This window comes from Nonomuraea sp. CX421, from assembly GCF_059358955.1.
In genome coordinates, this window is sequence record NZ_JCADBK010000021.1 from 113,966 (window position 1) to 134,655 (window position 20,690).

The following is a 20,690-nucleotide window of genomic DNA, read 5'->3' on the forward strand; positions in this document are numbered from 1 at the left end:
GGAGGGGGTCAGGGCAGCTCGAAGGGTCCGTTCAGGCGTTCCTGCTCGCGGTAGCCGAGCTCCTGCTCGACCTGCTCCTGGGCGAAGAACCGGACCAGCTCATGGATGGTGTATACGATTTCATCGACGTTCTGCAGAAGCACCCGCAGGAAGTGGTTCTCCACGAGTTGCAGCAGCAGCTTGTCCACGGAGTCGGAGTCCGACTCCAGCAGGTTGGCCACGCCGTGCGCGGTGAACACCGGCCCCGGCAGGAGGCTGAGCAGGCGCAGGAACCGCCGCTCCTCCTCGCCGAGCTGCTCGTAGCTCTCCTGCAGCCGGTCCCGTACGTCGAGATCGGCGAAGACCAGCTCGTCCAGCCGCCTGCCGCTGACGATCAGGCGTTCGGCCAGCTTCTTGAGCGACCAGCCGGTGGAGGACAGGCGTGCGCCGACCGCCCTGATCGCCAGCGGCAGACGCCCGCAGAGCTGGGCGATCACCTCGGCCGCTTGGCGTTCGCCGTCGGCGAGCGGCCGGCCGATGATGTTCTGCAGGAGCTCGACGCAGTCGTCCTCGGTCGGCAGGTCCAGCCGTACGTGCGCCGCGCCGACCAGCCCGTTGAGCCCGGCACGGCCCGTGATGATGGTGCCGCTGGGCGGGCAGCCCGGCAGCAGCGGCTGAATCTGCGCGGCGGTGGCCGCGTCGTCGAGCACGATGAGCACCTTTCGGGTGGCCACCCAGGTGCGGAACGCGGCGACGCGTCCCTCCATGCCGGTCGGGATGCGGTCCTCGGCCAGCCCGGCGGCGTGCAGGAAGTCGGCCAGGATGTCGGCCGGGTCGGCCGGGTCACCGGTGCTGCCTCGCAACCGCGCGAAGAGCTGTCCGTCGGGGAAGTCCTGGCGCAGCAGGTGGGCGGCGTGCACGGCCAGCACCGTCTTGCCCACACCGGTCATGCCGCTGATCGAGACGGCCGGGGCGGTCCCGTTGCGTGGCTTGAGCAGCCCGTTCACGACCTGCTCCAGGTCCGCCCGGGGGGTGAAATCGAGAACATCGGGCGGGAGCTGCGCGGGCGGCGGCGCGGACTCCTCCTCCAGGCGGTCGGGAACGCTGATCGTGATCGTGCCCTCGGGGGCCCGCACCTCCAGCGAACTGGCCGAGGAGAGCACCGCCTGATGCATGGACTGCGCCCGGCTCGACGGCTCCACGCCGAGCTCCTCCACCAGGAGGTTACGCAGCCTCTGATAGACGTCGAGCGCCTCGGGACGGCGGCCGGACCGGTGCAGCGCCAGCATGAGCTGGGTGTGGAAGACCTCCTGCAACGGATGGTCGTTGACCAGCCTCTTCAGCTCGCTGACGGCTTTGCGGTGCCGTCCCAGCCGCAGGTCCACGTCGATCCGCAGCTCCAGGGCGCGCAGCCGGCCCTCCTCCAGCGCCGTCCCGTACGCCGACAGCAGGTTGCCGCCGGTGACGTCGGCCAGAGCGGGCCCTCGCCACAGCGAGAGGGCCTGACTCAGCAGGTCGGCCGCCGCACCCAGATCACCGTCCGCGAGCGCGGCGTTTCCGGCTGTCGTCAGCCTCTCGAAATGGAACGAGTCAATACTTTCTTGAGGCACCGCCAGCATGTAGCCGTGCGGCCTGGTCCGTAATACAGTTGACCTCTCTCCGTAACCTTCCGACAGCATATTGCGGAGCTTGTAGATATAAGTTTGAAGAGTTGACAACGCGCTCACCGGCGGGCTGTCAGGCCAAATTTCATCGACCAGCTCGGATGTTAATACGAGTGTTTGATTGCGTAAGAGAAGCAACGCGAGCACTTCTCTGACCTTCGGCGGCGTCGGGGTCAGCTCCACACCCTGACGGTCATGCACGGCCAACGGGCCCAGCACAAGGAAATCCATCGCCTTCCCAGGTTCTCAATAGGGAGACGCGACTGCCGCTCGGCAGAGCGGAGTGTCACAAAGAGTGATACCCCGAGCGCGGCAGTGTTTCGTCTGCCTTCTTGCGCTTACCACTCGTTCGTTTCCTCAGCTCCTGCCCTCCTTAGAGCTCCCCCAGTCGAACACCCGCCATGGTCGGAGTCAGCCATGGAGAGGTGCTGGTGTTCTGATATAAGCACGATCTCCATGCAGAGAAAACCATCAAGCCCTCCCGTCACGACGGAAACTATTTCCAGCCGGACTCCAGCGATCCTCTACCGATCGTGGCCACAATCGCGCGATAGCAACGGTCGAATGGAGCGTCCTATGACGGCGAAGACCCGCATCGCCCTGGTCACGGGTGCCAACCGGGGCATCGGCCGCGCGGTGAGTGACAGGTTGCACGCGCTGGGGCACCGGGTGGTGGTGACGGCCAGAGATCCGGAGGAGGCCGAGCGCGCCGCGGCGGCGCTGGGCCGTGACGCGCGCGCCGCCGTGCTCGACGTGACCGACGAGCAGGCTCCGGCGCGGGTGCGCGATCTGGTGGGCCCCGTGGACATCATGGTCAACAACGCCGGGATCCAGCTCGACTGGGGACACCCGCCGTCGGTCGTGCCCGTGGAGCTGGTCAGGCGGCAGTTCGAGGTGAACGTTCTGGGCGCCTGGCGGATGTGCCAGGCCTTCCTGCCCGGCATGGTCGAGCGAGGCTGGGGCCGGGTGGTGATGGTCTCCAGCGGCACGGGCGCGTTCAGCAACGGGCTCTCGGCGCACACGCCGGGCTACTCGGTGTCGAAGACCGCGCTCAACGCGCTGACCGTGCTCATGGCCGCCGAGACGGCGGGCACGGGCGTGCTGGTCAACGCGGTCAACCCCGGCCAGGTGCGCACGCGGATGCGGCCGCAGGCCGACCGGCTGCCGGAGCAGGCCGCGGAGGACATCGTGTGGGCGGCCACCCTCCCGGACGACGGCCCCTCCGGCGTCTTCCTGCGCGGCCGGAAGGAGACGCCTTGGTAGCCCGGCCCACCTGGGCAGCGGGCAGGGCCGCCGAGGAACCGCCGGGCGGCAGTCGCCCGGCGGCCCCGTACGTGCTGGTACGCGTGCTCCCGGTAGGTGCTGTCACGCGCGGACGAGCGCGCTGACCAGGACGTGCCGCTACGCGCGGGACGAGCGCGCTGAACGGCACCTGCCGCTACGCCCGGATCAGCGTGCTGCCCGCGTAGACCGGCAGCAGCCCGGCGGCCTCGGCCTCGCGCAGCGTCGGCGCCTTGGCGTCCTTGTCCGACAGGATCCGCGGCGAGGCCGCCCATGGCAGCGCCAGCTCCGGGTCCAGCGGGTTGACGCAGATCTCCCCGCCCGGGTTGTAGGCGGTGGAGCAGAGATAGACCACGGTGGCCTGCTCGCTGAGCGGCGCGAACGCGTGCCCCAGCCCCTCGGCGAGGTACACCGCGTGCCGGGAGTACTCGTCCAGCGGCACCGCCACGTGCTCCCCGTACGTGGGCGATCCGGGCCGGATGTCCACGATGACGTCCAGGATGGCCCCGCTCACACAGGTGACGTACCTGGCCTGGCCGGGCGGCGTCTCGCAGGAGTGCACACCTCTGATCGTCCCCCGCCGGGAGACCGAGCAGTTGACCTGCGCCACCGGCATCGGGCCGCCGGCCGGTCCCTCGACGGCGCGCTGCTGGAACATCTCCAGGAAGTGCCCGCGCTCGTCGGGAAAGATCTCCGGCTTGACGAGGAAGGACCCTTCGATCCGCAACGGTTCGACTGATGTGCTCACGGCGTCACCATCCAGACTTGATCGTGTTCACGATGTGCTCCCTGTCCTGCTCCGACAGCCACCAGCCGACGGGCAGGCACACGATCTGGTCGTGGACCGCGTCCAGCTTCGGCAGCGGCTCGGCGTACGCGGCCACGCAGGCGTGCCGGTCGTTGCGCGGATCGAGCTGGCCGGCGGCGATGCCGCCCGCCGCCAGCCGGGCGACGAAGTCGTCCCTGCGCTTCACCTTGACCGGATAGACCCAGTAGGACGGCTCGCTGCCGGCCACCGGCCGGGTCAGCTCCAGGCCGGCCACGTCCTTCAGCTCCCTGTCGTAGTAGGCGGCGTTGGCGCGGTGCCGCCGGACACGCTCGTCGACCCCGTCCAGGTTCGCCAGGCCGATGGCCGCGCTGATGTCGTTCATGTGGAACTTCAGGCCCCATTCGGCGACGTTCTGCTCGGGCCTGGGCAGGGCGCCCGGGTCGCGGTCGAGGCCGAACCAGCGCATCAGGCGGCCCCGCCGGTTGCTGTCGTCGTCGGGGAAGACGACGAGGCCGCCGTCTCCGCAGGTGATGTGCTTGATGGCCTGGAAGCTGTAGACGGCCAGGTTGCCGTGGTTGCCCAGCGGTCGTCCCGCGTACGTGGCCCCCCACGCCTGTGCGCAGTCCTCGATGATGGCCGGCCGCCTGCCGTGGCGGCGCTCGCACTCGTCGGCGATGGCCGCCACCCTGGCCAGATCAACCGGGTAACCGGCCCAGTGGACCACCATGATCGCCGTCGTCTCGGGCGACACCTTGGCCGCCAGGTCGTCCAGGTCGGCGTTGAGCGTGGACGGGTCGAGGTCGACCCAGCGGATGCGCAGCCCGGCGGCCATGATGGCCCAGTTGGTAGCCACGAACGTCAGCGGGGTGCTCAGCACCTCGCCGCCTTCCGCGCCGGCCAGCCGAAGGGCCATCTGCAGGCCGGCGGTGCCGCTGTTGACCGTGGCCAGGCGGGGGTTGCCCACCCGCGAGCGCAGCGCGTCCTCGAACTCGTCGACCTTCGCGCCCTGCCCGATGTGCCCGCTGGCCAGCACGTCCGCGACCGCCGCCGGGGCCTGCTCGGACATGGCAACCTTGAACATGGGAATCATGGCGGTCACGGTCGCAGCGGTGGTTCGAGGCCTTCTGGACGTTCGGTCGAGCCCCGCGAGTCCGCGTGGAGCGGCGCGCACCACCCGGGCTCGAGCGGTCCGGGCCAGGCTGCCACGCATGAACGCTCTCAGATGCCCGGCCCCCGCGCGGAGCGCGCCATGAACGGCGGCATCCAGGCGGAAGGGCTGGTGAAGCGGTACGGCTCGGTCCTCGCCCTCGACGGTCTCGATCTGCACGCCCCCGAAGGACAGGTGCTCGGCCTGCTCGGGCCCAACGGGGCGGGCAAGTCCACGCTGGTGCGCATCCTGGCGACGCTGCTGCGTCCGGACGGCGGCCACGCCCGCGTGTGCGGTTTCGACGTGGCCCGCGAGGCCCAGGCGGTCCGCCGGGTCGTCGGCCTCGCGGGACAGTACGCGGCCGTCGACGAGTACCTGACGGCCCGGGAGAACCTGAACATCTTCGGTCTGCTGGCCCGCATGACACCGGCGGCGGTCCGGGCCCGCAGCGAGGAACTGATCGAACGCTTCGACCTCACCCGCGCCGCCGACCGTCCGGTGCGCACCTATTCGGGCGGCATGCGGCGCCGCCTGGACCTGGGGGTGGCGCTGCTGGCCGCTCCCCGTGTGCTGTTCCTCGACGAGCCCACGACCGGCCTCGACCCTCGCGGCAGGGCGGAGGTGTGGCGAGTGCTGGGGGACCTGGTCAAGGAGGGCACGACCGCGCTGGTCACCACCCAGTACCTGGAGGAGGCCGACCAGTTCGCCGACCTCATCGTGGTCATCGACCAAGGGCGCGAGGTCGCGACGGGCAAGCCGGCCGAACTGAAGGACCGCGTCGGCGGTGACCACCTTGAGGTGGCGGTGCGTTACGCCTCCGACCTGCCGCCCGCGATGGCCGCGCTGGCCGCGGCCGGCCTCGCCGAGCCGAAGGCCGACGAGGACACGCTGCGCGTGACGGCGGTGCTGCCGGGCGGCGCGAGCCGGTTGGCGGACGTGATCAGGGAGCTGGACACCGGCGGCGTCGAGGTCGCCGACCTCACCGTACGCCGGCCGACGCTGGACGACGTCTTCTTCGCCCTGACCAGGAAGGCGGACGAGCATGACCGTGACTGACCCGGGCACCGCACCCACGAGCCTGACCGCGACCGACCTGGGCACCGCGCCCACGGGCCTGGGCCTGGCGCTGCGCGACTGCGCCGTGATGACCAAGCGCGGGCTGCTGCGCATGGGCCGCGTTCCGGACGAACTGGCCTACAACCTGGCCCAGCCGATCATCTTCGTGCTGCTGTTCAGCTACGTCTTCGGCGGCGCGATCCCGCTGCCCGGCGGCGGGCCGTTCAAGGAGTACGTCGTGGTGGGGGTCTTCGCCCAGACCCTGGCCTTCATGGGCGTCGGCACCGGCACCGGCCTGGCCATGGACATGAGCAGAGGAGTCATCGACCGTTTCCGCGCGCTGCCGATGGCCAACGTGGCGGTGCTCATCGGGCGGGCCAACGCGGAGCTGGTGCGCGCCGTCCTGGTGACCGGCGTGCTGGCGTTGGTGGGTCTGCTGGTGGGCTGGCGGACGCACACCGGCGTGCTGTCCACCGCGGCGGGGTTGGGCGTGCTGCTGCTGTTCGCCTACGCGATGACGTGGGTGGGCATCGCCATCGGCCTGTCGGTGCGCAGCCCCGAGGTGGCCAGCACGGCCGGGCTGCTGTGGGTGCTGCCGCTGGGGTTCGTCTCGAACGGGTTCGTCCCGATCGCCTCGATGCCGGAATGGCTCCAGGTCGTGGCGGCGTGGAACCCCGTCACCGCGGTCGTCGCCGCGGCCAGGAGCCTGTTCGGCAACCCGCTCGGCATGGCCGCCCCGGACCGGCTGCCGCTGGAGCATCCGGTCGTCGCCGCCCTGATCTGGTCACTGGCGCTGATCGCGATCTTCATCCCACTGTCCCTGCTCGCCTTCCGCCGCTCGGCCCGTCGCGGATGAGGACCCCGCGGCTGGTGAGAACCTCCGTGGCCCCGGTGCCGGTCATCGTGGGGATCCGGCGTGCAGAGCTTCCCAGGTCCACTGGTGTCGTGGCTGCGTGTGCAGATGCCAGTAGTGCTCGGCGATGTCGTCAGGGTCGAAGTCCGTACCCGGGGCGACCGGACCGGCCACGGTGACGCTCGCCACGTGAACCCCGGCAGGGCCGTACTCCTGGTCGAGCAGCGTGACCAGGGTACGCACACCTGCCTTGCCCAGGGAGAGGCTCACATACTGCGGCTTGGGCTCGGGCATGCCGCCCGTGATGAGGATCGTTCCGTTCCCGCGGGCCGCCATGGCGGGCGCGAGGTGAGCCGCGGCGTTGAGCGCGCCGACCACGTTCACCGCCCAGGCCTCCATGTGACCGCGTACCGACAGCTCGCCCGGCGCGTCCGCCTGGATGATCGCGGCGTTGTACACGACGACGTCCGGCACGCCGTGCTCGCGGACGACTCCGTCGAGCGCGACGTTCAGCCCGGCCTGGTCCGTGCTATCGGCCTCCAACGTGACAACGGGGACACCACTGGGAGCGACCGCCTCGGCCGCGGCGCGCAACGTCCGGTCGCTCCGGGCGATCAGCGCTATCGGCAGCCCCTCCCTGGCGAACCGACGAGCCACCGCCTGTCCGATCCCCGGACCTGCACCAATGATCACGGCACCCGACACCGACATACTCCTTGCTTCTGGATCAGCGATACTCGTGACGGTAAGCCGTCACATCCATGTGAAGGTCAAGGAGGAGGGACTCGATGCGGATCGGCGACCTGGCTCACGAGACCGGGGTGAACAGGCGGCTGTTGCGCTACTACGAGGAGCAGGGTCTCCTCAGGCCGGTCCGGCTGACCAACGGCTACCGCGAATACACCGAGGCGGACATCGCGACGGTGCGCAACATCCGCACCCTGCTCGCCGCCGGGCTCCCCACCGCTGTCATCGCCCGGGGCCTGCACTGCGTGCAAGGCGGTGACGAACTGCTCGTGCCGTCCGACTGCCCGACCTTCATCGAGGACCTGCGGCGCGAACGCGCTCACCTCGCCAAGATGATCACGCGGCTCCAGAGTTCACAGGAGATGCTGGACGCGATCCTCGACGCGGCTCCACGACAGGCAGCAGATGTGAGGCGAAAACCCGCAGGTCACGTGGCACGCTAGAACTGCCCAAGGTGGCGGCTCGGGCGCTCCGGCAGCCGCGCCGGCGAACGTCAGGTGGGCCGGGTCGCGTAGTAGCGGCGGGACTTGTCGCGGCTGCCGCAGGTGGTCATGCTGCACCAGCGGCGGCGGTTGTTCCGGCTCGTGTCGAGAAAGAGCCAGCAGCACGACGGGCACTCGCCCAGCCGCCCAAGCGGCCCATGGCCGAGGAGTTCCACCGCGGACGCGGCAACCTCCCAGAGCAGCACCCGCGCCGTCCGCGGCCCGTCCCACGCGAACCGGTAGTGCCCGCTCCCGCTCGCCCCAACGGCGCTCGGCCCAGCGGCGCTCAGCTCAACGGCGCTCGGCCCGGCGGCGAGGTGGCCGCGCGTGACGCCATCGGCGTGAACGACGGCGACGGCATCCAGGTCCGCGCGCGGTGGCCGCTCGCCGTGCGCGAGCGGCTGGAACACCCGGAACACCGCCTCCCGGAGCTCCCTCGCGGCAGGCAGCGCGACCGCGAGCCCGGCCGCGTCCTCGATCGGATGCCCCGCGGCGCGGGCCCAGGTAGAAGCCTCCTCCTCGCCGGCCAGCCAGTCGCTCCGCGCCACCGGACGGGCGTTGACCGTGTTGGCGAAGTCCAGGCAGAGCGCGTTGCCAACCAGCTCGACATCCATCACCACACCACTATCTCACCGATCAAATGCCGTTGACAGGTCAGTCCGGTAGACGCCAGGCTACAACCGATCAACACCATTTGAAAGGTAAGAACCGTCATGCGCCCCATCCCACTCGGCCGCCCGTTCAACGCGCTGTGGTTCGGCACCGGCGCCGCGAACCTGGGCGACGGCATGGCGCTGTTCGTGCTCCCGCTGCTGGCCCTCGCCGTCGACGCGTCCCCCGGCGGGGTCGCCGCCGTCACCGCGGCGCTGACGCTGGCCTGGCCGGTCTTCGGGCTGCACGCCGGCTGGATCGTCGACCGCGTCGACCGTCGCACGGTCCTCATCGGCGTCAACGTGGTCCGCGCCCTCGTACTGGCCGGCCTCACCGCGGCCCACCTCACCGGCACGCTGTCGCTGCCGCTCATCCTCGCCGGGGCCGTGCTGCTCGGCGCCGCCGAGACCCTCGTCGACACCGCGCTGACGGCGACCATCCCGGTGGTCACCGAGCCCGCCGTCCGCAACCGGGCCAACGCCCGCATCGAGGCGACCATCAACCTCACCAACCAGCTCGCCGGTCCGCCCCTCGCGGGCCTGCTGGCCGCGGCCACCCTCGCGCTGGCCACCGGCGCGAGCGCGGCGCTCTACGTACTGGCCGTCGCCGGCGTCCTGGCGATGACGCTGCGCCGCCCGCCCGTCGCGGCACGCACCGCGAGCGGCGGAGTGGGCGCGGGCTTCCGCCACCTCTGGCGGCAGCCGGTCGTGCGGACCCTCACCCTCTTCACCGCCGCCATGAACATCCCCTGGGCCGTGGCGACCGCCCTGCTCGTCGTGTACGCGGTCTCCCCTGGCCCGCTCGGCCTCAGCACGGCGCAGTACGGCCTCATGCTGACCGCGATGGCCGTCGGCGGCCTGCTCGCGTCGACGGTGGTGGAGCGGCTGCGCCGCAGGTTCGGCGTGACCAGGCTGCTGATCGCCGACGCCGCCGGCACCGTCCTGCTGGTGGCCCCCGTGGCCGCGGACGGCCCGGCGTGGAGCGTGGCCTCGGGCGCGGTGGTCGCCGGGGCGGGCTCCAGCGTCTGGCGCATCCTGGTCGCCACCATCCGGCAGAACCTGTCACCGCCCGACCTGCTCGGCCGCGTCTACGCCGCCTCGCGCGTGCTCAGCTGGGGCGTCATCCCGGCCGGCGCAGCCCTGGCCGGCCTGGCGGCCGAACTCTGGGGCGTGCGAACGGTGTTCGTCATCGCCACCGTGCTCGCCGTCGTCATCCTGGCCGCGTTCATCCCGTACGCGCTCCGTACGGACCTGTCGGCGGCGGTCGAGCCCGAACAGACCCCGCAGATCGCGCAGCCGGTCGCGTGACGGCGCCGCCTCCACGAGCGCGGCACGACCGGCCCCCATGCGCCCACATCGGCGAGGCGCCCACTGCGATCACCAAGGAACAAGGCGAGCCATGACACTGATGTCACGCTAGGCAATTGTCGTGTCACAATGAGCGACATGCCGTCCCCCCGACATGACGCCCTCGTCCAGTTGTTCAGTGACCGCCCCCAACTGGCGGTGGAGATCTTGCGCGACCTCATGGGGGTGGAGATTCCCGCGACTCCGCTGATTCGGCTGGAGGACCGCACATTCAACACACGCCCCTCAGACGACTTCGAGGCCGACCTGGTCCTCGTCCTGGGGCCACCACGAAGCCCCGCGCACGCCATCATCGTGGAGATCCAGCAGGACAAGTCCAAGGATCCCCGGCAGCTCGCCCGCTATGCCGCCGCGCTGTGGCTGCTGCTGGGCTGTGACGTCACGGTCCTGATGGTCTGCCCCGACCGTGCAGCCGCCGCCCACTACGCACAGCCGATCGACTCCGGGCTGACCGGCTATCGCCTCCAGTGCCAGGTGCTCGGTCCGGACGGCATTCCGGCCATCACCGACCCTCACGAGGCCGCGGCCAACCCAGGGCTGTCGGCCCTGGCGGTCATGGTCCACGGCGGTGATCGCAAGGTCATCGAGGCGTTCGCCATGGCGTTGGCCGAACTGCACGACGAACACGCTCCGAAGTACTATGAATACGCTTACAGCATGGCCGCGCCCGCAATACGGCGCCTTCTGGAGGAAATCATGACGTCCACCGCCTGGCCCGTGTACAGTCCCTTCGCCCGCGAACACTACGGCCGCGGCCTCGAAGAGGGCCAAACCCTGGGCAAAGCCGAAGGGAAGGCCGAAGGGAAAGCCGAGGGGAAAGCCGAAGGGAAAGCGGAAGGCAAAGCCGAAGAGGCTGCCAGGCTGGTGCTGCTCTTGCTGAAAGCCCGCGGGTTCGACGTTCCAGACGAATCACGCACCCGAATCGCCGCCTGCACCGACCTGGACCAACTCGAAACCTGGGCCACCCGCGCGGTGACCGCCCAGACCCTCCAGGACCTGTTCGACGACCCACGGGGCCAGGACCGCTAACACAGTTTGGTGGGGAAGGTGAGGAGCCGTGATGACCGAACAGCATCGGGCCGCCGCGCTTTCCCCCTCCGAGCAGGCGACCATACGTGAGCTGCTTGACGCCGACCGTCGCCGGACCACGGACCGTGTCGCCCTGCTGGGCCGCGACCGGGACGAGATCGTCACATCGTCGGCGCTGACGGCCTCCGACGACGAGCACGACCCCGAGGGCACGTCCACGGCGTTCGAGCGGGCCCACGTCCAGGCCCTGCTCGATCAGGCCCTGACTCACCTCGCCGAGCTGGATCTCGCTTCCGAGCGGCTACGCGATGGCACCTACGGGACCTGCGCGAAGTGCGGGCAGCCCATTCCCATCGAGCGTCTGAAGGTCCTCCCGGCCAGCAAAACCTGCGTGAGCTGCGCCTCCCGCCGCCGCTGATCGGGCCCCACCGCGGGACCTCGTACCGGTCTCCTGCGATGAGAACAGATCCGGCACGACCGCCGAAGGTCGTGCCGGGGATCCGATGCCTCACTCGGCGCGGGCCTTGCGCCGGTGCGACGAGAACGTCTCTTAGACGTCCTTGCACCACATCCAGCCGTGGTCCGAAATCCAGCAGCGGTACCAGCCGTCACTTGGCCTGGCCTGGGCTGCGCTGCCGAGGATGGTCAAGGAGGCTGCGGCGACCACGGCAACCGCGATGATTCGGCGGCCCGCGCGTGTGAAGCCGCCAGTCTTCTTCTCGTTCGTCATGCCCACATTCCATCGCGTCACTCTTGCAACGCCCTTAAATCTGACTTAACCCCACAACTCAGGCCACTTGCGCCTGATCAGCGACAACACACCGGCCATGCCTGGGATCGCTCATCGTCGGCTGATTCGACTTTCGCCTCCGGGACAGATCGGGCATTGACGAAAAATCCTTACATGGTACTCATAGATCGAGTCGGAAAGCTTCAAGCCTCGCTGAGATCGTTCAGAGCTCACCCAAGGAGGACGCGCATGTCGCGAAGCACGTCACCCGACCCGCCCGCCGACTTACTCGGCCCCGTCCAAGGAGAGGTCTCCTGGTTCTGCTGCGGCACCGCCTGGGGCCCGTGCAGCAGCACCGGCAAGGGAGCCTGTGGCACCTGCAACTCGGGCAGCATGCAGCATGCCTGGCCCAACACGTCCGACGCCTGCTGGGCGATCACCCGCCCTGACAGCTGCGGTGTCGGCCTGTCCCGCAGGACCTGCGGTTTCCGCCACCGCACCACGGCGCTGTGCAGCGGCGTCAGCGTCGTCACCGCCATCGCCGACTGCGGCCCGCAGACCGACCTGTTCTGCGGCGAACGGAGCTGCTGCGGCGCGACCTGCGCGAGCAACCGGCTGATCGACCTCACGCCGGCCGCGTACAGCCAGATCGCCAGTCTCTCCACCGGCCTGCGGCCGTGCGAGATCTCGGCCGCGTAGGAGGCGAACGATGCGCAGCAGAAGAGATCTGCTCAAGTCGGCCGTGCTCGGCGGTGGCGCGGGCGTCGTCGCCGCGACCGCGCTGGGCTCGCTCGGCCCCGAGGCGGCCTTCGCCACCACGGCTCCCGCGATCGAGCCCGGCACCCCCGACCCCAACTTCGCCGAGGGCCGGATCCGCTCGATCAAGGAGAACACCCTGCTCGTCCTGGGCTCGAACATGGTGTTCCACACCATCAGGGTCGTCGACGGCACGAGCCTGTGGAAGCTGGGACCGGTCGGGTTCGATCAGGCCAAGCCGGGCGACGGCCTGTACGCCAGGGGCGTACGCATGCCCGATGGGATGCTCGCCGCCGAGGCGGTGTGGCTCAACATCGTCAACATCAAGGGCCACATCAAGAACATCACCAGCCAGACCATCCACCTTGACCACAACGGGCACGAGGTGCTGTGCCACGTCGTGGCCGGCAAGTCCGTCGCCATCCACTCCGAGTCGCCGGCCACGTCGGACCTGTCGATGCTGAAAGTGAGCCAGCACGTGCAGATCCTGGGCGCCTGGCGTCCGGACACGAACGAAGTCGACATCGCAACCGTCTTCTCCCCTCACTAGGAGCCAGCAGATGCACGGGATCGCCGCGTCGCAGCCGTACGTGATCGCTGTCTTCCTCATCTGGGCAGGCCTGATGAAGCTGCTCAGCCGGCGGATGCGGGCACAGGCCGGGCAGACCGCCCTGGCCCGGCTGACCGGCGCGACGCGCGCGGTCCCGGCGCTCCGGCTCGTCGGCCTGGTCGAGCTGGCGGTGGCCGCCGCGCTGCTGCTGCCGCCGGTCCACCCTCTCGACGGCGTGGCCGCCGCGCTGCTCGCGGCCGGTTTCCTCGCCTACCTCAGCTACGCGTACGTCGCCGCGCCCACCTCGTCGTGCGGCTGCCTGGGCACGCACTCCCGCCCGGTGGACCTGCGCGCCTTCCTCCGCGCGGGCGTCCTGCTCGCCGCCGGGCTCGTGGCGATCGGGGCGGGGCCGTACCCGCCGCTCGCGCCTCTCGTCCTGCTGGAGGTCGTGATCCTGCTGGGCCTCTCAGCCGAGCTGGACCGCTACTGGCTCACCCCGTCACGCCGCCTCCTGGTACGGCTGCGCCGCCCGCTCGCCGCTCCCCCGCCCGGGGACGTCCCGCTGGAGACCACGTTGCACCTGCTCCTGCGCAGCCCAGCGTACTGCTCGGCGTCGGCCCGGCTCACTTCGGACGTACGCGAGACGTGGGACGAGGACGGCGTGCGGTTCCTGGTCTACGGCGCGCGCGAGCGGTCGGCGGTCTTCGCCGTCCCCCTCGCCGGCGACGATCCGGCGGCCATCAGGGTCGCCCTGGTCGACGAGGCGGCCCTCGCCTGACCAAGTCCCGGCTTGACCGCTTTCGCGGTTTCTGCGGGCCGCCTTTCCGGTTCTACAGGCCGCTTTCGCGTCGGCTCTCAGCGGGTCCCGCTCAGCAGGCGCCACTCAGCGCGAGTCCCGCTCAGCTACCGCTCAGCGAGTACCGGCACGCGTACGGCGCCGCCACCGCAGCAGCGCCGGCACCCAGGGAGCGACGCCGACGACGAACAGCATCGACAGCAGCGGCATCCGCCACCACCACGAGACAGTCGCCGACGGCGGGTCCGGCGTACCCGCCACCCACGGCCGTGCGGTCTTCGACCAGGCGAGGAACGCGTCGCCGATCGGTAGCAGGCCGAAGGCGTACCTCTTGGTCCACGGGGTGCCGATCGGCAGGCCGGCCAGCTCGCCGTAGTTGGCCAGCGCGCCGGCGAGCGGGGCGTCGCCGTGAACCTGGGCGGCCCCGAGGGTGACGGCGGTCGCCGACAGGCTCACGCCCAGCGGGAGCGGGCCGGAGTCGACGTCGGCCGGGCCGTCCAGGCCGTCGGGGTACTCCCGCACGGCCGGCCCAAGGCCGAGTGGCGTGACGACGTACCGGTCACGGAAGCGCAGGTACTGCTCCGCGGCGAAGGCGGGGTCGATGTCGGCGAGGAAGCGCTGGATCATGCTCTGCGAGGTGCCCCTGGCCACCTCGATCGGCTCGCCGGTGGCGGGATCGGCGCGGTGCGGCATCAGCCCGGTGCGCGGGTCGAGCCGCTCACGTACGTCTCGGAGCCACCGTTCGACGGTGCCGGCGAACCGCGGCGGCAGCAGCGTGTCGTGCAGCCGGAGCGACGCCACCGCCACCGTGGAGTCGACCGGCCAGGCCTGCTCCGGGTACGCCGCCAGGAACGGTGATCCGGAGGCGCCGAACGCCCGGCCGAGGGCGGCGGAGTCGACGGCGAACCGGCGCAGCTCAGCCGGGTCGCGCTGCCCGGCCGGTTGCAGGCTCAGCGCTCCGCCGCGCAGCCAGTTGGTCCAGCCCTGGTAGAAGACGCCGTACGGCGGGACGAGGTCGGGGCTGAACGGGGCGCGGCCGGAGGGCGAGTCCAGCCGTCGTAACGCCCAGCGGGCCTCGCCGAGCGCGACCGTGCGTCCGGCGGCCGGTTCGCGCAGGCCGAGTTCGACCCAGCTCAGGCCGTACAACGCGTGCAGGAAGAAATAGCCTTCCGGGAACAGTTGCTGCGCCTCGTCGGCGGCGCCGCCGTCCAGCGCCGAACGCAGGAACTCCAGTTGCCGCCGGACCCCGGAGGGCTCGCCGGCCGGCCCCGCCGTGGCGGGGACGACGAGCCGCACCGCGCCCGCCAGGGCGCAGACGCTGACCACGGCGGCCACCAGCCGGAGCGACCAGCGCGGTATCCGGCGCGTGGCCGACGAGATCGCGGGCATCCGCCGATGCTAGGCCCCGTCCGCGACGACGGCGACATCGTCCAGGGCCGCTTCTCCGGCCACCGCTCCCTCTCGCTGCGGTCGGGTGAGCGGCGCGGCACCCCTATCAGCCGACGAAAACGCAGAACGGATGGCCGGCCAAGTCGGCGTAGACGCGGAGGGGCTCCTCGGGATCATCGCTGCGGTCCAGCAGCAACCGGCCGCCGAGACGCAGGACGCGTTCGTGTTGAACGTCCAAGCTCTCGACCGAGTCCACGGTCAGGTCCAGGTGCAACTGCTGTGGCACCCGGTCTTCCGGCCAAGTCGCCTCGGGCAGTCGGTCGACTTGCTGGAAGGCCAGCTGCGGGGTGCCCTCAGGAGTCCTCAGCACCAGCCAGTCGCGGCCACGCTCATCGGCGCCCCCTGCCTCCGGCGGCTCGTCACCGGGCCGATAGACCAGACCCAGCAGAGATCGGTAGAACTCCGCCAAAGCCCTCGCATCGGTGCAGTCGAGCACCACCTGACAGAACGTGGGCACGCTTTCCCGGTCGACCACATCGACCACCACCCCTCGTGATCAGCCTGCCTTTCGCCGCATGGAACCTGCACGCCAGGTCGGTGATTAAACGCGAGGTGCCGGCGCGGACCGGCGGAAGTCAACGGCCCGCAAGGCGGCATGCTCACCACCGCGCGCCCCCACCTGCGCCGAGATCCACGATCTCCACGAGGAACGGGAGGTATCAGTCGCCTACGGCGACGAACCCCGAGCCGGCGCGATAGTGGGGCGACTGGTGCCGGAAGTAGGTGTTGTAGACCTGGCAGTAGCGGCCGCCCCGAGCCAGCAACGTCGCGTGGTCGCCTTCCTCCACGATCTGGCCGTGGTCGAGCACGATGATGCGGTCGACGTGCTCGATCGTGGACAGCCGGTGCGCGATGACGATCGAGGTGCGGCCGGCCAGCACCACGTCGAGCCCTTCCTGGATCTGGGCCTCGGTCAGCGGGTCGACGCTGGCCGTGGCCTCGTCGAGCACCACGATCGCCGGGTCCTGGATGAGCAGGCGGGCCAGCGCGACGAGCTGGCGCTGGCCCATGGACAGCGCCCGGCCGTGCTCGCCGACATCGGTCAGCAGGCCCTGCGGGAGGGCGTCGACCCAGTCGCCGCCGCCGACCGCGGCCGCGGCGGCGGCCACCTCCTCTTCGCCGGCGTCGGGCCTCGGGTAGCGGATGTTGTCGGCGACGGTGCCGCTGAACAGGAACGGAGCCTGCGGGACCGCGCCGATCTGCCTGCGGTAGTGGCCCAGGGAGAGCGTGCGGATGTCGTGGCCGTCGATCAGCAGGCGGCCTTCCTGGAACTCGTAGAACCGGGTGATCAGCTTGCTGAGCGTGGACTTGCCCGCGCCGGTGTGACCGACGAGGGCCACGGACTCGCCGGCCTCGATGAGCAGGTCGAAGTCGCGGAGCACGGGGCTGGCGGCGTCGTAGCCGAAGGTGACGTTCTGGAACTCGATGCGGCCCGCCAGCCTGCCGGGGACCCGCGCGTCCGTCTGGACGACCCGCGGCTGGGCGTCGATCAGGGCGAAGACCCGCTCGGACGCCGACAGGCCCTGCTGGAACTGTGACCAGAAGGCGGCGATGGACGTCAGCGGGAACCAGAAGAGCGACACGCCCTGCAGGAAGAGGTACCAGTCGCCGGCCGAAAGGCCGCCCCCGAGCACCGAGGTGCCGCCCAGCTGGACCAGCGCGACGGTGGCGAGCCCGGCCACGAGGAAGAGCACCGGGAAGATGGCGGAGAAGACGAACCCCTGCCTGAGGGTCACCCGGTAGCTCTGCTGGTTGATGGGCCGGAACTCGTCGTAGACCTGCCGCTCCTGGCGGAAGTTCTTGGCCACGGCGATGCCGCCCATGGTCTCCTGCAGGTTGGCGTTGACCCGGCTCAGCGAACGTTGGGCCGTGCGGGTGCTGATGCGGGCGAGCCGCCGGAAGAGCAGCGCGATGCCCACGACGACCGGCACCACCAGCAGGGTCAGCAGGGCCAGCTCGACGCTGCGCAGGAACAACAGGACCGTGACGAACCCCACCATCAGCACCTGGCTGATCAGGTCCATCGTGAGCGTGGACACGGTGGCGAAGTCGTCGGTGTCGGAGGTCACCCGGCTGACGATCTTGCCTGACGGCGTCTCGTCGTAGAAGGACAGGTCGCGTTCGAGCACGGCGTCGAACGCGTCCTCACGCAGGCGGAGCACGACGTCGCCGGTGACCCGCGCGCTGTACCACTGCCGGACGAAGGTGAACAGCCAGCCGAGCGCCCCGGCGAGCAGCAGCCCCGCCGTGATCCGCCACCCCACGTCGGCGATGGTGCCGTCGGCGATCGCGTCGACGCCCCAGCTGGCCAGCAGCGGCATGGCCGCCTGGGTCGCCGAGACCAGCACGATCATGACGGCCACCAGGAGCATCGACCCGAGCTTCGGCCGGAAGTAGGACAGGATCCGGCGCAGCAGATCGCGGTCGTCGTAGCTGCGGTCGTAGTCTTCGGCGTCGAGGCCGTCCATGACGAAGCCCATCAGCGCACCCCTCCTTGCTCGCTCGCCAGGACCGGCGGCTCGGTCTGATCCCGGCGAGCCGCCGACGAGGACGCCCCGGCCTGGCCTTGGCGAGCCGTCGACGAGGACGACTCGGCCGGGTCCGCGACCTCGTCGTAGTGGGCGAAGATCCGCTGGTAGAGGCGGCTGCGCTCGATCAGCTCGTCATGGGTGCCGTAGTCGACCAGCTCGCCGCGCCGCAGCAGCAGGACCTTGTCGGCCCACCGGATCTGGGAGAGGCGATGGGTGATCAGCAGCGTGGTGCGCCCGTCGAGGATGCGGCCGATCGCCTGCTGGATGCGGTCCTCGGTGGCGGAGTCGACGGCGCTGGTCGAGTCGTCGAGCACCAGGATCGCCGGGTCGGTCAGCAACGCCCGCGCGATGGCCAGGCGCTGGCGCTGGCCTCCTGACAGGGTGACGCCGCGCTCGCCGATGACCGTGTCGTAGCCGTCGTCGAGCTCGGCGACGAACTCGGCGGCCTGCGCGTCCTCGGCCGCCCTGACCACGGCCTCGCGATCGGCCCGCTGGCCGAGGCTGAAGGCGATGTTGGCGGCGACTGAACGGGAGAAGAGCACGATGTCCTGCTCGATGGTGGAGATCTGCGAGCGCAGCGAGTCGAGGTCCCAGTCGCGCACGTCGACGCCGTCGACCAGGATCCGGCCCGAGGTGACGTCGTAGATGCGGGGCACCAGCTTGGTCAGCGTGCTCTTGCCGGAGCCCGTCTCGCCGACGATCGCCACCGTCTCGCCTGGCCGCACGGTGAACGTCACCCCGCGCAGCACCGGGTCGCCCTCTCCGTAGCCGAACGTCACGTCGTCGAAGACGATCTCGCCGGTGATGGGCGCGGCGTGGCCGTCGGCCCGCTGCTCCAGCTCGGTCTCGGCGTTGACGATGTCGAGGATCCGGCGGGAGGACACGACGCCGAGCTGGACCAGCGAGAACGTGAAGATCGAGATCTGCGTCGGGAAGCCCATCATGCCCATGAGGCCCATGAAGGCCACCAACTCGCCGATGGTGATCGCCCCCGCGGCATGGAGGTGGAGGGCGTGCCACAGCGCCCCGGCCATCGCGAAGGCGAACAGCAGAGTGGGCAGATAGCGGGCCTGGACCAGGCCGTTGCGGACGAATGAGTCGCGGTAGCGGCGCGCGTAGGACCGGAACCGTAGCCGCTCCTGCTCCTCCTGCGCGGTCACCTTGATCACCTCGATGCCGCGCACAGCCTGGTTGAGGCCCGCGTTGAGGTCGCCGAACTGCTCACGCATGCGCGTGGCCACCGGGTTGAGCTGGCGCATGTAGAACCAGAGCGCGATCACGAAGGTGACCGCGAAGACGCAGGGCACCAGCAGCAGCCGCGGGTCGATCATGCCGATGAAGAAGAGCGGCACCAGGCCGTTGAGGCCGGAGTCGACGATCAGGTCGAACCCTGGAGTGACCATGATGGAGAGCTGCCGGATGTCGTTGGCCGCCCGGGCCATCAGATCGCCGACCCGCTGCCGGTTGTGGAAGGTCTGGCTCTTGCCCAGCAGGCTCACGTAGAGCTCGTCACGGGCGTCGCGCTCCAACCGCTTGGCCAGCACCTCGCTCGACAGCCGGGCGGCCAGATCGAACAGCCCACGGGCCGACACGATCGCCAGCAGCGCCAGCGTGAGCAGGCCCAGCGCGGCGCGCGGCTCGCCCCGCTCTCCCAGCACGGCGTCGAAGGCCTCGCCGGTGAGCTGGGGGACCAGGGCGTTGAGCACCACCATGACGAGCGACCCGCCGAGGAAACCGACCAGGTGGAGCGGATGGCGGCGCAGGTGGGACCAGAGCCAGCGCACCGGACCGCGCCCGTTGTAGCGCGGACCGGAAACGGAGAACTCCGAACTGCTGGTGGTCACGGCGAGCCCCCCGGCCGCAGGAAAAGAGGAGAAAGAACGCCCCTGTTCCTATCACCGGCCTCCGACAGATTCCCAACCGTTTTCGCCGGGACCGGGCCGGCGAGGTCCTGGTGATGGATGTCCGGGCAGCTTTACCCGCCTCTCAGCGGGGCAGAGGTGGTCCCCATGAAGAACTTCCTCAAAGTCGTCGTCGCGCGCTGGCTGGCACGCACCCCCATCGGCCTGGCCGTCGTCGGGCTGGCCTGGTTACTGGGACGTCGCCGCAGGCAACGCGCCGAGCGGCAGGACAAGCGCGGCCGCGGGCGGCGCTGAGCCGGGCCTTCAGGGCGCCCGCCGTTCACGGCACCCGCCGTTCACCGCAGCCGGCGGGCCCGGGAGGTGAAACGCGGACCTGGATGGGGTGATCGGCAGGGAGGTGGTGCAGACTCGTGAACATGCGGAAGATCCCTTTGGACGCGCTCGTACTGGACCACATGGAGCGCGCCACGGCGGCCACGTCGGGGCGCAGCGCCGAAACCCTCTACGGCGGCCACGAGCACGCGCTCCGTCAGACGCTCCTCGTCCTGACGGCCGGCACGTCGCTGGCCGAGCACGAGAACCCGGGCGAGGCCACGCTGCTGGTGCTGCGCGGACGGGTACGTCTGCGCGGCGGCGACGAGACCCGCGACGGGCTGGCCGGCGACCTTCTGGAGATCCCGCAGGAGCGCCACAGCCTGGAGGCCCTGGAGGACGCCGCCGTCCTGCTCACCGTGGCCAAGCGCCTGGCCTGAGCGTACCCGACGAGAACGCCCCGTCCCTGGATCAGGGGCGGGGCGTCGGGGATGCGGTCCGATGCCCACCGGGGGGTGGGCATCGGCGGGGCCGATCACTTGAGGTACGGGTTGCGCTGGACGATCGGCAGGTTGCCCAGGCCGAGCGTGGTGCCGGCGCCAGCCAGGGCCAGGCCGACCATCACGATCGCGTAGATGATGTGGTCGTCCATGAAGGGGTTGGTGGTCAGGGGCAGGGC

22 protein-coding genes and 1 pseudogene are annotated in these 20,690 nt (G+C 70.4%); 12 read left to right on the forward strand and 11 right to left on the reverse strand.

Annotated features, from left to right (window positions below; all coding sequences use genetic code 11):
- Positions 1-8: 8 nt before the first annotated feature.
- Together AC5L3X_RS29765 and AC5L3X_RS29770 are read right to left on the reverse strand one after the other, a co-directional pair.
- Positions 9-1,589, reverse strand: a complete 1,581-nt coding sequence (locus AC5L3X_RS29765; protein ID WP_494861358.1) for a BTAD domain-containing putative transcriptional regulator — start codon at positions 1,587-1,589, stop codon at positions 9-11.
- Positions 1,590-1,604: 15 nt separating this feature from the next.
- Positions 1,605-1,874 (reverse strand): annotated as a pseudogene (locus AC5L3X_RS29770) (AfsR/SARP family transcriptional regulator); the annotation flags it as partial.
- A 345-nt stretch (positions 1,875-2,219) separates the two neighbouring features.
- Here AC5L3X_RS29770 and AC5L3X_RS29775 point away from each other — a divergent pair.
- Positions 2,220-2,906 (forward strand): SDR family NAD(P)-dependent oxidoreductase, encoded by a 687-nt coding sequence (locus AC5L3X_RS29775; RefSeq protein ID WP_494861329.1) that lies wholly within the window; start codon positions 2,220-2,222, stop codon positions 2,904-2,906.
- 175 nt (positions 2,907-3,081) lie between these two features.
- Here AC5L3X_RS29775 and AC5L3X_RS29780 read toward each other — a convergent pair whose 3' ends face one another.
- Both AC5L3X_RS29780 and AC5L3X_RS29785 read right to left on the reverse strand, forming a co-directional pair.
- Positions 3,082-3,672 carry a dTDP-4-dehydrorhamnose 3,5-epimerase family protein gene (locus AC5L3X_RS29780; RefSeq protein ID WP_494861331.1) on the reverse strand — a complete coding sequence of 197 codons (591 nt, stop codon included), beginning with the start codon at positions 3,670-3,672 and terminating at the stop codon, positions 3,082-3,084.
- Between the two features lie 4 nt (positions 3,673-3,676).
- Entirely contained in the window at positions 3,677-4,774 is a 1,098-nt protein-coding gene (locus AC5L3X_RS29785; protein ID WP_494861332.1) for a DegT/DnrJ/EryC1/StrS family aminotransferase, read from the reverse strand.
- A 168-nt stretch (positions 4,775-4,942) separates the two neighbouring features.
- Here AC5L3X_RS29785 and AC5L3X_RS29790 point away from each other — a divergent pair, with 168 nt between their 5' ends.
- A complete protein-coding gene (locus tag AC5L3X_RS29790) occupies positions 4,943-5,896 on the forward strand; it encodes an ATP-binding cassette domain-containing protein (RefSeq protein WP_189129207.1) in 954 nt (317 codons plus the stop codon).
- The gene (locus AC5L3X_RS29795) at positions 5,883-6,752 is read left to right on the forward strand and encodes an ABC transporter permease (protein WP_494861335.1); all 870 of its coding nucleotides are present in this window, start codon (positions 5,883-5,885) and stop codon (positions 6,750-6,752) included. Before AC5L3X_RS29790 ends, AC5L3X_RS29795 begins: the two co-directional genes overlap by 14 nt.
- A 42-nt stretch (positions 6,753-6,794) precedes the next feature.
- Here AC5L3X_RS29795 and AC5L3X_RS29800 read toward each other — a convergent pair whose 3' ends face one another.
- Entirely contained in the window at positions 6,795-7,460 is a 666-nt protein-coding gene (locus tag AC5L3X_RS29800) for an SDR family NAD(P)-dependent oxidoreductase (RefSeq protein ID WP_494861337.1), read from the reverse strand.
- A 77-nt stretch (positions 7,461-7,537) separates the two neighbouring features.
- On the opposite strand from AC5L3X_RS29800, the gene AC5L3X_RS29805 reads away from it, so the two are divergent.
- Entirely contained in the window at positions 7,538-7,939 is a 402-nt protein-coding gene (locus tag AC5L3X_RS29805; protein WP_494861338.1) for a MerR family transcriptional regulator, read from the forward strand.
- Between the two features lie 50 nt (positions 7,940-7,989).
- Here the strand turns inward: AC5L3X_RS29805 and AC5L3X_RS29810 are convergent, their stop codons facing one another.
- On the reverse strand, positions 7,990-8,592 hold the full coding sequence (locus AC5L3X_RS29810; protein WP_494861359.1) for a CGNR zinc finger domain-containing protein: 603 nt from the start codon (positions 8,590-8,592) through the stop codon (positions 7,990-7,992).
- A 99-nt stretch (positions 8,593-8,691) separates the two neighbouring features.
- Between AC5L3X_RS29810 and AC5L3X_RS29815 the strand changes: the two genes are divergently transcribed.
- From AC5L3X_RS29815 to AC5L3X_RS29825, 3 genes are all read left to right on the forward strand, one after another.
- Positions 8,692-9,936: an MFS transporter gene (locus tag AC5L3X_RS29815; RefSeq protein WP_494861339.1), complete on the forward strand. Its 1,245-nt coding sequence runs from the start codon at positions 8,692-8,694 to the stop codon at positions 9,934-9,936.
- Positions 9,937-10,065: 129 nt separating this feature from the next.
- On the forward strand, positions 10,066-11,025 hold the full coding sequence (locus tag AC5L3X_RS29820) for an RpnC/YadD family protein (protein WP_494861340.1): 960 nt from the start codon (positions 10,066-10,068) through the stop codon (positions 11,023-11,025).
- Positions 11,026-11,056: 31 nt separating this feature from the next.
- Complete coding sequence (locus tag AC5L3X_RS29825) at positions 11,057-11,443, forward strand: TraR/DksA family transcriptional regulator (protein WP_494861342.1); 387 nt, start codon at positions 11,057-11,059, stop codon at positions 11,441-11,443.
- Between the two features lie 132 nt (positions 11,444-11,575).
- On the opposite strand, the gene AC5L3X_RS29830 is transcribed toward AC5L3X_RS29825, so the two are convergent.
- A complete protein-coding gene (locus tag AC5L3X_RS29830) occupies positions 11,576-11,755 on the reverse strand; it encodes a hypothetical protein (RefSeq protein WP_494861344.1) in 180 nt (59 codons plus the stop codon).
- Positions 11,756-12,004: 249 nt separating this feature from the next.
- Between AC5L3X_RS29830 and AC5L3X_RS29835 the strand changes: the two genes are divergently transcribed.
- The 3 genes from AC5L3X_RS29835 to AC5L3X_RS29845 are packed head-to-tail and all read left to right on the forward strand — an operon-like array spanning position 12,005 to position 13,839.
- Entirely contained in the window at positions 12,005-12,454 is a 450-nt protein-coding gene (locus tag AC5L3X_RS29835) for an RlpA-like double-psi beta-barrel domain-containing protein (RefSeq protein WP_494861346.1), read from the forward strand.
- A 10-nt stretch (positions 12,455-12,464) separates the two neighbouring features.
- Entirely contained in the window at positions 12,465-13,061 is a 597-nt protein-coding gene (locus AC5L3X_RS29840; RefSeq protein WP_189128653.1) for a cell wall protein, read from the forward strand.
- A 10-nt stretch (positions 13,062-13,071) separates the two neighbouring features.
- Positions 13,072-13,839 carry a MauE/DoxX family redox-associated membrane protein gene (locus AC5L3X_RS29845; protein ID WP_494861348.1) on the forward strand — a complete coding sequence of 256 codons (768 nt, stop codon included), beginning with the start codon at positions 13,072-13,074 and terminating at the stop codon, positions 13,837-13,839.
- A 132-nt stretch (positions 13,840-13,971) separates the two neighbouring features.
- Here the strand turns inward: AC5L3X_RS29845 and AC5L3X_RS29850 are convergent, their stop codons facing one another.
- The 4 genes from AC5L3X_RS29850 to AC5L3X_RS29865 form a co-directional block, all read right to left on the reverse strand.
- Positions 13,972-15,246 carry a hypothetical protein gene (locus AC5L3X_RS29850; RefSeq protein WP_494861350.1) on the reverse strand — a complete coding sequence of 425 codons (1,275 nt, stop codon included), beginning with the start codon at positions 15,244-15,246 and terminating at the stop codon, positions 13,972-13,974.
- Between the two features lie 106 nt (positions 15,247-15,352).
- Complete coding sequence (locus tag AC5L3X_RS29855) at positions 15,353-15,790, reverse strand: VOC family protein (RefSeq protein WP_494861351.1); 438 nt, start codon at positions 15,788-15,790, stop codon at positions 15,353-15,355.
- A 175-nt stretch (positions 15,791-15,965) separates the two neighbouring features.
- A complete protein-coding gene (locus tag AC5L3X_RS29860; protein WP_494861352.1) occupies positions 15,966-17,786 on the reverse strand; it encodes an ABC transporter ATP-binding protein in 1,821 nt (606 codons plus the stop codon).
- On the reverse strand, positions 17,786-19,681 hold the full coding sequence (locus AC5L3X_RS29865; protein WP_494861353.1) for an ABC transporter ATP-binding protein: 1,896 nt from the start codon (positions 19,679-19,681) through the stop codon (positions 17,786-17,788). The genes AC5L3X_RS29860 and AC5L3X_RS29865 overlap by 1 nt, the downstream gene beginning before the upstream one ends.
- 165 nt (positions 19,682-19,846) lie before the next feature.
- On the opposite strand from AC5L3X_RS29865, the gene AC5L3X_RS29870 reads away from it, so the two are divergent.
- Together AC5L3X_RS29870 and AC5L3X_RS29875 are read left to right on the forward strand one after the other, a co-directional pair.
- Positions 19,847-19,993: a DUF6203 family protein gene (locus AC5L3X_RS29870; RefSeq protein WP_494861354.1), complete on the forward strand. Its 147-nt coding sequence runs from the start codon at positions 19,847-19,849 to the stop codon at positions 19,991-19,993.
- A 122-nt stretch (positions 19,994-20,115) separates the two neighbouring features.
- The gene (locus AC5L3X_RS29875; protein ID WP_189128648.1) at positions 20,116-20,451 is read left to right on the forward strand and encodes a cupin domain-containing protein; all 336 of its coding nucleotides are present in this window, start codon (positions 20,116-20,118) and stop codon (positions 20,449-20,451) included.
- Positions 20,452-20,690: the final 239 nt, after the last annotated feature.

What these genes read in the sequence shown, in the direction of transcription:
- AC5L3X_RS29870 (WP_494861354.1), top strand. Translation starts at nt 19,847, where the DNA reads ATGAAGAACTTCCTCAAAGTCGTCGTCGCGCGCTGGCTGGCACGCACC.
- AC5L3X_RS29790 (WP_189129207.1), top strand. Translation starts at nt 4,943, where the DNA reads ATGAACGGCGGCATCCAGGCGGAAGGGCTGGTGAAGCGGTACGGCTCG.
- AC5L3X_RS29785 (WP_494861332.1), bottom strand. Translation starts at nt 4,774, where the DNA reads ATGTTCAAGGTTGCCATGTCCGAGCAGGCCCCGGCGGCGGTCGCGGAC.
- AC5L3X_RS29830 (WP_494861344.1), bottom strand. Translation starts at nt 11,755, where the DNA reads ATGACGAACGAGAAGAAGACTGGCGGCTTCACACGCGCGGGCCGCCGA.
- AC5L3X_RS29795 (WP_494861335.1), top strand. Translation starts at nt 5,883, where the DNA reads ATGACCGTGACTGACCCGGGCACCGCACCCACGAGCCTGACCGCGACC.
- AC5L3X_RS29820 (WP_494861340.1), top strand. Translation starts at nt 10,066, where the DNA reads ATGAGCGACATGCCGTCCCCCCGACATGACGCCCTCGTCCAGTTGTTC.
- AC5L3X_RS29815 (WP_494861339.1), top strand. Translation starts at nt 8,692, where the DNA reads ATGCGCCCCATCCCACTCGGCCGCCCGTTCAACGCGCTGTGGTTCGGC.
- AC5L3X_RS29835 (WP_494861346.1), top strand. Translation starts at nt 12,005, where the DNA reads ATGTCGCGAAGCACGTCACCCGACCCGCCCGCCGACTTACTCGGCCCC.
- AC5L3X_RS29850 (WP_494861350.1), bottom strand. Translation starts at nt 15,246, where the DNA reads ATGCCCGCGATCTCGTCGGCCACGCGCCGGATACCGCGCTGGTCGCTC.
- AC5L3X_RS29840 (WP_189128653.1), top strand. Translation starts at nt 12,465, where the DNA reads ATGCGCAGCAGAAGAGATCTGCTCAAGTCGGCCGTGCTCGGCGGTGGC.
- AC5L3X_RS29775 (WP_494861329.1), top strand. Translation starts at nt 2,220, where the DNA reads ATGACGGCGAAGACCCGCATCGCCCTGGTCACGGGTGCCAACCGGGGC.
- AC5L3X_RS29805 (WP_494861338.1), top strand. Translation starts at nt 7,538, where the DNA reads ATGCGGATCGGCGACCTGGCTCACGAGACCGGGGTGAACAGGCGGCTG.
- AC5L3X_RS29845 (WP_494861348.1), top strand. Translation starts at nt 13,072, where the DNA reads ATGCACGGGATCGCCGCGTCGCAGCCGTACGTGATCGCTGTCTTCCTC.
- AC5L3X_RS29860 (WP_494861352.1), bottom strand. Translation starts at nt 17,786, where the DNA reads ATGGGCTTCGTCATGGACGGCCTCGACGCCGAAGACTACGACCGCAGC.
- AC5L3X_RS29800 (WP_494861337.1), bottom strand. Translation starts at nt 7,460, where the DNA reads ATGTCGGTGTCGGGTGCCGTGATCATTGGTGCAGGTCCGGGGATCGGA.
- AC5L3X_RS29825 (WP_494861342.1), top strand. Translation starts at nt 11,057, where the DNA reads ATGACCGAACAGCATCGGGCCGCCGCGCTTTCCCCCTCCGAGCAGGCG.
- AC5L3X_RS29875 (WP_189128648.1), top strand. Translation starts at nt 20,116, where the DNA reads ATGCGGAAGATCCCTTTGGACGCGCTCGTACTGGACCACATGGAGCGC.
- AC5L3X_RS29810 (WP_494861359.1), bottom strand. Translation starts at nt 8,592, where the DNA reads ATGGATGTCGAGCTGGTTGGCAACGCGCTCTGCCTGGACTTCGCCAAC.